The organism is Chamaesiphon sp. VAR_69_metabat_338, from assembly GCF_031423935.1.
In the GTDB taxonomy this organism is placed as follows: domain Bacteria; phylum Cyanobacteriota; class Cyanobacteriia; order Cyanobacteriales; family Chamaesiphonaceae; genus Chamaesiphon.
In genome coordinates, this window is the sequence record NZ_JANPGM010000286.1 from 1 (window position 1) to 7,586 (window position 7,586).

Below are 7,586 nucleotides of genomic sequence, written 5' to 3' on the forward strand. Positions count from 1 at the left end.
GAGCCGCCAGTCGGAATCAGTATCAGGTGCTGATGCTGTGGCTGCACCTGCGCCGTCAACCTCGTAACTTCCGCCCATTCCAGCGTCCCCCAGCGCGGATTGCCCAAAAACATGGGAATTCCCAATCGCGTTCCTGCCATCAATTTGGCAATAAAATCGTGCGGATCTGTAGTCGCGATCGAGATAAAATGGGGTCGCGTCTGGATAAATTCACCGACTAATCGCTCGGCTCGATCGATAACGCCGGCACCTTCATTGCCGACGAGACATCCCGCCTGTAACCATTGGCAAAATCGATCGTACATCCATTCGCCAATCTCACCTAGATCCGGTGAATTAAATATCGCAAAATTTTCCGGCATCTTCAGCCCATCTCAACGATCGCGATCGTCAATACCTAAAAAAACTACCCCCGACTACTTACTTACACGATTGTAGAAGAGGGAATAGGAGATATAAAGTTGAGTAAACGAGATATAGAGGTGTTCAAAAAGCAATAGTACATTAAGCAACTGATTAATCGGTTGTTTTACTGACTACTTGGGGTAAACCCATGCTGTAATTCAACACTCTACTGTCGAGATTATAACCGATCTCGCCCGCTTGGAGCAGCGATCTCACAAAATGTTCCAAATCCGAGCCGATCCGCCGCAAATTATACTCGGTTAAATCGGCACCACTGCAAGATTCTACTAAGTCATCAAATTGCCCATAAACCTTACGCAGTGCATCTTCACTCCAGACGAGTTCGTTGTCAGGATCGACATCTAGAGTCAACGCTTGTTCGCTAGGAATTATTTCGTTATTTTTAATTTCCGCAGTGAAGATGTGGATATGACGAGTGGTGGATTTTAGGAGCATTCAATTTAATTGATAATTGATAGTTGAAAATTGATAGCTGTTAGGGTGGGCAGTGTCTTGTCTTGACGCGCTATACCTGTCTGGTCGGGTCACCCGCCCAGTGAGGAAACCTCCAGAGCGCGCGTCGCTGTCTCCCTATACCGTCGGGGAACAAAGGCGTGCGGGAGCTGCTGCCCACCATCTCGATTCTCAGCCCACTATCAGTGAGAGTTATAGACGGTCGCTGATGGATACAAGTGAGGATCGGTGCTGTGTATCTCTATTTTAGATCGGGATCGCCACTCAAGGATCTCAAACCCAAAACTCAACTATCAATTATCAACGATCGATTAATTCACCGTTCCTCCTTCCGAAACTCAGACGGACTCATCCGCATCGGTTGTTGGGGATTCCAGATGCCTTCGCCCATCAGTCGGGCGTATTGACTACCGCGCAGCAAGCGTTCGCGGTATTTATTGCTACCGGCAATGCTAGTGCTACTAGCACTATCATTGCGCATACTTGCCAAGGCATAACCATCTTTGAGTAATTGTTCGTTGAGCAAGCTATCGTCTTTCCACAAATAGACAAACTGGCGTCCGTATTTATCGGGTTCCCCCTCAAATTCAATGCTGACAGTGCTTAGCTTGGGCAAACCAATTAATTCTTCCAATCGTTGTTTGGCTTGCTTACCCCAGGGATCTTGTGCGAGATCTGGCGCATCGATACCCATCAATCTGCCCTGACGCAAGACTGGTGGCTGTTGAGATTTATCGATCCATTCTACCGATTGTCCGCTGATGACGCGACTAATCTGGATAGTTTGATATTTGGGAGGCGACGCTTGGCAACTAGTGAGTAAAAATAATCCCGATGTCCTTACCAAGAGCCGACGCCAGCGATAATTTATCATGTTACACACACTCCCTGCGCCATACTGCTGCGATCGAGTCTAACCTTCATCGAGCGGCAATCCATACGTAGTTTTGCCTTTACCAAAGTATCGTCCGAACTGCAGCTCGTAGACTTCATCCTCATCTTGAGTTTCGACTTCCAGATCCGATCGCGCATAGCTGACACATAGTAGCGCGTAACCTTGACTCTGCAACTGCGGTGACAATCCCATCGCCTCTGGTTGAATCAAATCGCCCGATTTGACGCGAACTGCACAAGCCGTACATGCCCCATTCCGGCAGGAGAATGGCAGCTCGACGCCGCACGCTTCGGCACTGTGGAGGATGTAGCGATCGCTAGGCACAGTGACTTCGTGGTAACTCTGAGTTTGGCGATTATAGATTTTGACGTGATAATTGCGAGTCATGATGCCTAGCTCATAGCTGATGTGGCGGTTGGGCGCGTTGGCGCAGCCTACCGTAGGTAATCGCCAAAATTGGCAAGCAGATTAATGTTCGGTTCGATCGATCCCATTCACTCTTCATTATCAGTTGACAGTTACTAAAAGTCTAGGGTATGCTAGTCAAGCGTCAAAATCCGCACATAGTGTTGGAGAAGTGGCCGAGTGGTCGAAGGCGCAGCACTGGAAATGCTGTGTAGGGCAACTTACCGTGGGTTCGAATCCCACCTTCTCCGTAACTAGTCAAGAAGCTTCAGGCTCAATGGGTCTGGAGCTTTTTGTTGGCGATGGTCTGGGCGATCTAGCTTGCCGTTAAAATTATTAAATCGATCGCGCGACTGAGATAATCCGGCTAGAATAGAGATAGTAATACTCTCGCCAAATATCGAACGTGCGCGCAAAGATTCTCGCCTGGTTGCATGAAAACGTCCCTCCCAAACGAATCCAGCATATACTGGGAGTGGAACAAATGGCGATCGAACTTGCCAAGCACTACCAACTCGATCCCGACACCGCTGCCCAAGCTGGGTTGATGCACGATTTGGCCAAATATTTTAAACCCCAACGCTTACTAGAACTCGCCCGCACCGAAGGACTATCGATCGATGAAGTGGATATAGCCGCACCACACCTATTACATGCTGATGTGAGCGCAATTGTTGCCAGAGACGAGTTTGGAGTTACAAATCCGGAAATTCTCCATGCGATCGCCGATCATACTCTCGGTAGGCCAGGAATGAGTCTGATGAGTTGTATCATCTTCTTAGCCGATTCGCTCGAAGCAGGACGCGGCGATACGCCAGAATTGCAAGCCCTACGCGAACTCAGTTATCGAGATTTGCATCAAGCTGTCTGGCATACCTGTGACTATTCGCTCAAATATCTCCTATCTAGCCGTTGTCTCATCCATCCCCGCGCGATTCTGACTCGCAATTGGGCGATGACGATGAGCTGATTTAGGCTTTAGGTATTAGGCTTTAGCGAAAAGTGCGTTCTTGGGGTTTCCCCTGTCTTGTCGTTTTCTTATTCGGGGGGAACCCCCGAATAAAAACGCCGCAAGTGAAGCACCTTTTCAAGACAGGCTTTAGGTTTATCCCTAATATCCAACAACTAATATCTAATACCTAACATCTAACACCTAACACCTAATACCTAATTGAATGACTGAAACCGCAACTTTGACAAATACAAAACAAGATTTCGACCACACGATCGAGCAATTAGCATTCTTGGCGGCTGATGCGGCTGACGATCGCAAAGCAGGCGATATGGTGTTAATTAATATTGCTGAAGTGTCTACACTGGCTGATTATTTACTCATCGTCTCTGGTTTTTCCAAGGTGCAACTCCGGGCGATTTCTGGTTCGATCGCCGATAAAATTGAGGAACAATTTAACCGACTGCCATTGCGCACCGAAGGTCAAGATCGTGGTGGTTGGATCTTACTTGACTATGGCGATCTAATCGTCCATATTATGATGCCCGAACAGCGAGAATTCTATAATCTCGAAGCTTTTTGGGGTCATGGGACGAATGTGGAGCTACCACAGATAGAGGCTAAAAGCCATGAGTCTAACCCTAATGTTTACGATCCCGATCCCGACCAAGTTTAGAGCGCATTGGGAGCAAGCACTGCCAAGTAGTTAGAACGTCTAATTTCAATTGTCAACTGATGAGTAATTCTAGTTCTTTTTGTCCGGTTCCCAAAGAACAACAGCCAATCAATGAATATCAAGAACTCCAAAGTTCTTGGTTTTTTGGTTGGGTGAAATTAGAACCCAGCAAATATATTACCAAACTACTGTGGGTGGGAGCTTGGAGTCTAATTATTACGGCTCCGCTAGCTGCTGCTAGTTTCCCTGTCGCCAAGTATCCACTGCAATTTGGAATTTTGGCGATCGGGGGAAGCCTAATATTTATTGCTTTAGCGGCGATTAGACTTTACCTCGGTTGGATTTATGTCAAAAATCGCTTGTATGGAGAATCGATTTTTTATGAGGAGTCGGGCTGGTATGATGGTCAAACTTGGATCAAAACACCAGAAATCCTCACTCGCGATCGCCTGTTAGTCAGTTATGAAATTCAACCGATTCTCCAGCGGATCAAAAATACTTTTTTTGCCTTAATTGGCGCAACGATCTTTATAGTTAGCTACTGGTTAGTATTTCTTAATTGGTAATTAAGTTAATAATGGCTAAATCCTATTCGGGAATCGATATCGATATTTATGTCAGCGTTGCCTTTTAACTTTCCCCTCAAATTTTACGTAGCTCCCAACTCCCAACTCCCAACTCTATAAAATGGCCCAACGTACGAAATCACCGGCACTAACCGTCAGCTTATTACGAGAAGGAATTATCGAATCCGTTCATCAAGTTCAAGCTGTCGTTTGTGATAGCCGAGGGCGCGTGTTATCTGTGGCTGGCGACGCCGAACATCCGACTTTTATTCGATCGGCTCTCAAGCCTTTTCAAGCGATCGCGGTTACGAGTAACGGGATTTTGGAACGTTATCAATTAAGCGATCGAGATTTGGCGATTATGTGCAGCTCTCATGCTGCGGAAATCATTCACACGCGTCAAGTTTTTAATATTCTCTGGCGAGCTGATATCGATACTAACGCGCTCAAATGTCCGACCCCCGCCGACAAAACCAGCCCGTTAGAGCATAACTGTTCTGGCAAACACGCTGGCATGTTGGCTGTTTGTCGCGCTCACAATTGGCCGCTAGCTAACTATCTAGAGCGCACTCATCCGCTGCAAAGACTGATTTTGAGCAAGTTTGCCGAAATTCTCAAAATGCCACCAGATGAGTTTATTGGCGTCCACGATGACTGCGGTGCGCCGGTATATTTGATGCCGATTTCACAAATGGCGACTCTCTACGCTTATCTGGCTTCTGGAGATAGTTTGGATTTAGAACGGATCGTCCGTGCCATGACTCATCATCCCGAACTGATTGCTGGGACGGGGAGATTTGACACTCAATTAATGCAGCTCACTCAAGGCGAGCTGGTAAGCAAAGCTGGAGCTGAAGGCGTACAGTGTATCGGGCGAGTGGGCGAAGGGATGGGTTTGACGATTAAGGCTAATGACGGCTCGAAACGGGCTAAATATGCCGCTGCGATTCATCTTTTGCACCAAATGGGGTGGATTACCCCCGCCGTCTGCGAGATTCTGACCGACCAATTTGTATCGATCGGTACTTTCACGCGGCTGGAAGTAACGGGCGAACTCGCGATGGTGTAATGGCGATCTCTGTGCTAGTACCGCCGCCGATTAAAATCGGGGCTAATAATACAAAGTCCGCCTGTCTTGATGCGCTAAACCGTCGGGGAACCCGAGGAGCGCGCATCGCTACGCGGACTGATTAACAAGTCCGCGTAGGCGGACTTGTTAATCACAAGCAACCATTTCAATCGTCGATCGATCGTCAGACAAGTTTCTGCCTATTCCGTCTGGAAGACTTTTGCTAGAAAGAGATCGCTAATTTCTGGTCAACCACTTTTGACTATTAAGCCGCAGCACCACACCAGCAACGAGGAGATCGAGGGTGACTTTGCGTTCGTCGATGACAAAGGCTTCAAGCGTACTCGCCCGATGTCCGAGATCGACGCAGGAGATCGCCCGTTGACCTTGAATATTATCATCGAAAAAGTAGACATTAAATTGCCGGTTGCCGCCGTTCCAGCGTCCGATGACTTGGCTGCACTCGGGGGCAGTTTCAAAGCCCTTGATGGCGATTTTTGCCCGCTCTAAATTGAGTTGCAGATCGCTGACCCCTTTATCGGCTAAAGCTTGGGTAAGGGCGGGGAGGTAGTCCTGCTGAATGAATTCCGTAAAGGGTTTAGCTTCAACGGCAGGCGGCTTTTCCTTTTTGGGTGGCACCTTACTCTCAGTTGCAGGTGAATTCCCTGCTTCGCTCGTAGCAACGGGTTCGGCTGCCGCAGCAGCGGCTGATTTAGGTTTTTTCCCGCCACCTTTGGTCGGGGGGACTACATTTTCTGCGGATTCTTCTACCATATCGATCGCTTAGACTGCCTTACAGAGAACTTGCACTTCAATTTTACCGCAACCATTGCTAGGGCGATCGATTGTCGTTAGTCAGGGTATTGGGACGGGGGGAAGAGGGGACGGGGGACTAGATTTGCTTTTAATATCTATCCATTTTCCAAAAGCCTAAAGCCCAAAGCCTAAAGTCTAAAGCCTAATTACCTAATTACCTAAACGAATTAGCGATCGAACTCCAGACTAATACAGCGATTCCTCCTACTGCCAACGCAAACATAATTAAGCCAACAATTAGCAACGCAATAAATAATTTATCGGTCTTAGCACTATTGGGCGGGGGTGCTTGAACGTGACTTTCTACGATCTGCATGTTGCGGAGATTCGCCTTAGAAAAGACATCGAAGACGTCGCCCAGCACGGGTACAGTGCCAGCGAAGGTATCGAGGACGATATTACCGACCATTTGCATCAATGCTTTGCGGGGTAAGCCCATCCGTGCGGCTTCAATAATAATATAGCCGGATAGCAAAGCACTTACGGTGTCACCACCACCAGGAATCAAACCTAAAATCGGGTCTAAACCGATGCGTTGCTTAGTGCCTGGAATGACAATTGCCCCGTCTAGTAATTGACTTAACTGGCGAATGCGTTTTAATTTTGGTGCATGAGTCTGGTGAAATTCGGTAGATAAGTGAGTGGATACTGGTCGCGCGTCAGCCATAGCTAGTTAATCTCGATCGATCGTGACAGTCGAATTTGGAATGAACCAATATTGAGATCCATCATATATTATCGAAGCTTGGGAAATCTCAGTCGATCGAGATGTTAATTCTAAAGTTATTTATCATCGATCGGGAACTCGATCGCAAGAGCTTGTATCTTGAATGGCAGCCTCGCCTCTAGCGAAAATATGTTTAGCGATCCGCGCAATTATCAGATCGTGTTTTTAGGTACCTTTCTAAGTTTAGGGCTGATGACTAGGGATTGGTCGATTAGACCGGAACTAATTCTAAGTTTAATTGTCAGTTGCAGCCTCACTCAGCTAGTTTTAACTAAATTTTTAAAACCTGATGATGATGTTTTAAGTACGCTCAAAAGTGCCTTAATTACTAGTCTAGGTTTAGCCTTATTATTACGTGCCGATCGCGTGAGTACGATGGTATTGGCGGGGACATTAGCGATCGCCAGTAAATTTGTATTCTCGATCGATCGAAAACATTGGTTTAACCCTGCTAATTTTGGAATTATTAGTGCCCTAATCTTAACTCCAGATGCTTGGGTTTCGCCCGGACAGTGGGGCGATGATTGGTTGTATTTACTATTATTTATCGGTTTGGGTGGAGTCGTACTCCAGCGAGTCGGTAGATGGGATACAAGCGTTG

The 7,586-nt window shown here is 47.1% G+C and carries 9 protein-coding genes, 1 tRNA gene and 2 pseudogenes; 6 read left to right on the forward strand and 6 right to left on the reverse strand.

From position 1 onward, the window contains the following. The 4 genes and pseudogenes from RMO84_RS08380 to RMO84_RS08395 form a co-directional block, all read right to left on the reverse strand. Positions 1 to 362, reverse strand: a pseudogene (locus tag RMO84_RS08380) (hypothetical protein); the annotation flags it as partial. A 154-nt stretch (positions 363 to 516) separates the two neighbouring features. Beyond that, positions 517 to 861, reverse strand: coding sequence for an NAD(P)H-quinone oxidoreductase subunit M (locus RMO84_RS08385; RefSeq protein ID WP_310488011.1), 345 nt, complete (start codon positions 859 to 861; stop codon positions 517 to 519). Between the two features lie 334 nt (positions 862 to 1,195). Then, positions 1,196 to 1,753 carry a thermonuclease family protein gene (locus tag RMO84_RS08390; protein WP_310488012.1) on the reverse strand — a complete coding sequence of 186 codons (558 nt, stop codon included), beginning with the start codon at positions 1,751 to 1,753 and terminating at the stop codon, positions 1,196 to 1,198. 39 nt (positions 1,754 to 1,792) lie between these two features. Next, positions 1,793 to 2,161 carry a 2Fe-2S iron-sulfur cluster-binding protein gene (locus RMO84_RS08395; protein ID WP_310488013.1) on the reverse strand — a complete coding sequence of 123 codons (369 nt, stop codon included), beginning with the start codon at positions 2,159 to 2,161 and terminating at the stop codon, positions 1,793 to 1,795. Positions 2,162 to 2,345: 184 nt separating this feature from the next. Between RMO84_RS08395 and RMO84_RS08400 the strand changes: the two genes are divergently transcribed. The 5 genes from RMO84_RS08400 (at position 2,346) to RMO84_RS08420 (ending at position 5,442) form a co-directional block, all read left to right on the forward strand. Next, a tRNA-Ser gene (locus RMO84_RS08400) sits at positions 2,346 to 2,430 on the forward strand. Positions 2,431 to 2,585: 155 nt separating this feature from the next. Continuing rightward, positions 2,586 to 3,149: a bis(5'-nucleosyl)-tetraphosphatase (symmetrical) YqeK gene (gene yqeK, locus RMO84_RS08405; RefSeq protein ID WP_310488014.1), complete on the forward strand. Its 564-nt coding sequence runs from the start codon at positions 2,586 to 2,588 to the stop codon at positions 3,147 to 3,149. Positions 3,150 to 3,354: 205 nt separating this feature from the next. Continuing rightward, positions 3,355 to 3,807 (forward strand): ribosome silencing factor, encoded by a 453-nt coding sequence (rsfS, locus tag RMO84_RS08410; RefSeq protein WP_310488015.1) that lies wholly within the window; start codon positions 3,355 to 3,357, stop codon positions 3,805 to 3,807. Positions 3,808 to 3,866: 59 nt separating this feature from the next. Beyond that, on the forward strand, positions 3,867 to 4,373 hold the full coding sequence (locus RMO84_RS08415) for a CGLD27 family protein (protein WP_310488016.1): 507 nt from the start codon (positions 3,867 to 3,869) through the stop codon (positions 4,371 to 4,373). Positions 4,374 to 4,494: 121 nt separating this feature from the next. Continuing rightward, positions 4,495 to 5,442 carry an asparaginase gene (locus RMO84_RS08420; protein ID WP_310488017.1) on the forward strand — a complete coding sequence of 316 codons (948 nt, stop codon included), beginning with the start codon at positions 4,495 to 4,497 and terminating at the stop codon, positions 5,440 to 5,442. Between the two features lie 237 nt (positions 5,443 to 5,679). Here RMO84_RS08420 and RMO84_RS08425 read toward each other — a convergent pair whose 3' ends face one another. Together RMO84_RS08425 and RMO84_RS08430 are read right to left on the reverse strand one after the other, a co-directional pair. Beyond that, positions 5,680 to 6,216, reverse strand: coding sequence for a DUF2996 domain-containing protein (locus RMO84_RS08425; protein ID WP_310488018.1), 537 nt, complete (start codon positions 6,214 to 6,216; stop codon positions 5,680 to 5,682). A 196-nt stretch (positions 6,217 to 6,412) separates the two neighbouring features. Then, positions 6,413 to 6,925 carry a DUF4112 domain-containing protein gene (locus tag RMO84_RS08430; RefSeq protein ID WP_310488019.1) on the reverse strand — a complete coding sequence of 171 codons (513 nt, stop codon included), beginning with the start codon at positions 6,923 to 6,925 and terminating at the stop codon, positions 6,413 to 6,415. 189 nt (positions 6,926 to 7,114) lie between these two features. Between RMO84_RS08430 and RMO84_RS08435 the strand changes: the two are divergent. Next, positions 7,115 to 7,586: pseudogene (locus RMO84_RS08435) on the forward strand (Na+-transporting NADH:ubiquinone oxidoreductase, subunit NqrB); the annotation flags it as partial.

Excerpts from the sequence above, each read along its gene's own strand:
- RMO84_RS08415 (WP_310488016.1), top strand. The coding sequence starts at position 3,867 with ATGAGTAATTCTAGTTCTTTTTGTCCGGTTCCCAAAGAACAACAGCCA.
- RMO84_RS08390 (WP_310488012.1), bottom strand. The coding sequence starts at position 1,753 with ATGATAAATTATCGCTGGCGTCGGCTCTTGGTAAGGACATCGGGATTA.
- RMO84_RS08395 (WP_310488013.1), bottom strand. The coding sequence starts at position 2,161 with ATGACTCGCAATTATCACGTCAAAATCTATAATCGCCAAACTCAGAGT.
- RMO84_RS08420 (WP_310488017.1), top strand. The coding sequence starts at position 4,495 with ATGGCCCAACGTACGAAATCACCGGCACTAACCGTCAGCTTATTACGA.
- RMO84_RS08385 (WP_310488011.1), bottom strand. The coding sequence starts at position 861 with ATGCTCCTAAAATCCACCACTCGTCATATCCACATCTTCACTGCGGAA.
- RMO84_RS08425 (WP_310488018.1), bottom strand. The coding sequence starts at position 6,216 with ATGGTAGAAGAATCCGCAGAAAATGTAGTCCCCCCGACCAAAGGTGGC.
- rsfS (WP_310488015.1), top strand. The coding sequence starts at position 3,355 with ATGACTGAAACCGCAACTTTGACAAATACAAAACAAGATTTCGACCAC.
- RMO84_RS08430 (WP_310488019.1), bottom strand. The coding sequence starts at position 6,925 with ATGGCTGACGCGCGACCAGTATCCACTCACTTATCTACCGAATTTCAC.